The organism is Roseateles sp. P5_B10 (assembly GCF_056400485.1).
The window spans coordinates 1-1,823 of sequence record NZ_JBFULE010000958.1; the positions used below are offsets into that span (position 1 = coordinate 1).

The 1,823-nt window shown below is 67.2% G+C and carries 2 protein-coding genes; both read left to right on the top strand.

The features are described from left to right. Nucleotides 1-188 precede the first annotated feature (188 nt). A complete protein-coding gene (locus AC1DU6_RS29725; protein ID WP_056196940.1) occupies nucleotides 189-1,358 on the top strand; it encodes an efflux RND transporter periplasmic adaptor subunit in 1,170 nt (389 codons plus the stop codon). 13 nt (nucleotides 1,359-1,371) lie between these two features. Next, nucleotides 1,372-1,823, top strand: a 452-nt coding sequence (locus AC1DU6_RS29730) for an efflux RND transporter permease subunit (RefSeq protein WP_477861608.1), incomplete at its 3' end; no start/stop codon positions are given.

A 1,823-nucleotide genomic window follows, 5' to 3' on the forward strand; every position in this document is an offset into this window, starting at 1 on the left:
GACACAAGCAGTCCCTGCGGACTGCTTGTGCCTACGGAAGGCCATGGGCCTCTGGCCCACGGCAGGCCCGGCGCTCGGCCCGAAAGTTCTTCCGTTTCGTACATGACCTCTGGCGCCGTGTTGCCAGACCGTTAAGCTCCGGCGTTTGAGCCGTCCGACCTTTGCCCTTTCGAAGAAAGCTTGTCTCCATGACGCGTGCATCGCTGACCCTGACCGCATTGACATTGGCCCTGGCCCTTACCGCTTGCGGCAAGGGTGGCAAGCCCGATGAGGCCAAGGGCGCCGCGGCCAAGACGTCTGCGCCGCTGCTGCTCGCGCCCGAGGATCTGCGTCAGGTTGGCCAGAGCGGCCTGATCGGCGCGCCCGTCATCACGGGCGCCATCCAGCCGGCCCGCCGTGCCGACCTGCGTGCCGAAGTGGCCGCCGTCGTGCTGCAGGTGGCCAAGGACAACGGCGAACGTGTGCGCGCGGGTGATCTCATCATCCGACTGGACCCCACCTCCATCCGCGACGGCCTGACCTCGGCCGATGAGGCGCTGCGCGCCGCCCAACAGAGCTTCGAGCAGACCGAGCGCGTGCTGGCCCGCCAGCGCACGCTGAACCAGCAGGGCATGATTTCCATGCAAGGCCTGGAAGACGCCGAGGTGCGCCGCAACGCCGCCCAGAGCGAGTTGGCCGCAGCCAAGGCGCGCGCCGTCACGGCCCGCCAGCAGGTTTCGCGCACCGAGATCCGCGCGCCGTTCGATGGCGTCGTCAGCGAGCGAAAGATCTCCGTCGGCGACACCGTGCAGATCGGCCGCGAACTCATCAAGGTCATCGACCCGGCGTCGATGCGCTTCGAAGGCCAGGTCTCGGCCGATCGCCTGGGCGAGCTCAAGCTTGGCCAGCCGGTGTCCTTCCGCATCAACGGCTTTGGCGACGCGGAGTTCCGCGGCAAGCTGGCCCGCATCGATGCCGCTGCCAATGCGACGACGCGTCAGGTCGAGCTCATCGCTGAATTCAACGATCGCAGCAAGGCCCCTCAGGTCTCCGGCCTCTATGCCGAAGGCCGCGTCGAGAGCGCCGAGCGCAAGGCGCTGGTGCTGGCCGAGGGCTCGGTGCAGCGCCAGGGCGATAGCGCCTATGTCTGGAAGGTCGATGGCAATCAGCTCAAGAAGGTCAACGTGATCTTGGGCGAGCGTGACGACCGCCGCGGCGAGGTCGTCATCGCTTCAGGCCTGGCTTTGGGAGACCAGGTGCTGCGCGCACCCACCGGCAACCTGACCGATGGTGCGCCGCTGCAGCGCGTCACGGCCGGGGCCGGCGCGGCCTCAGCCGTCGCGGGCACGGCGTCACCCGTGCCTGCCGCCAGCAAGTAAGCAGGAGACCTCGATGTTTCTCTCCAACTTCAGCATCAGCAAGCCCGTCGCGACCGTCGTCATGGTCATCGGGCTGATGCTGGTGGGCCTGCTGGCGCTGTCCAAGCTCAAGGTCAACCAGTTCCCCGAGGTCGAGCCGCCGGTGCTCGTCATCAACATTCCCTATCCGGGCGCGTCGCCCGAGACGGTGGAGCGCGAAGTCGTCAACCGTATCGAGAAAGCGCTGCAGAGCATCTCGGGCGTGGATCGCTCCAACTCCACGTCGCGCGAGGGCAGCGCCACCCTCGTGCTGGTCTTCGACTTCTCGAAGAACATGATCGAGGCCGCCGATGAGGTGCGCAACGCCATCGCCTCGGTGCGCTACAAGCTGCCCACCGAAATCCGCGAACCCATCATCACGCGGGCCGACCCCGGCGCTCAGCCCATCCTGCAGCTGTCGCTGTCCAGCACGACGCTGACGCACCC

What these genes read in the sequence shown, in the direction of transcription:
- AC1DU6_RS29725 (WP_056196940.1), top strand. Translation starts at nt 189, where the DNA reads ATGACGCGTGCATCGCTGACCCTGACCGCATTGACATTGGCCCTGGCC.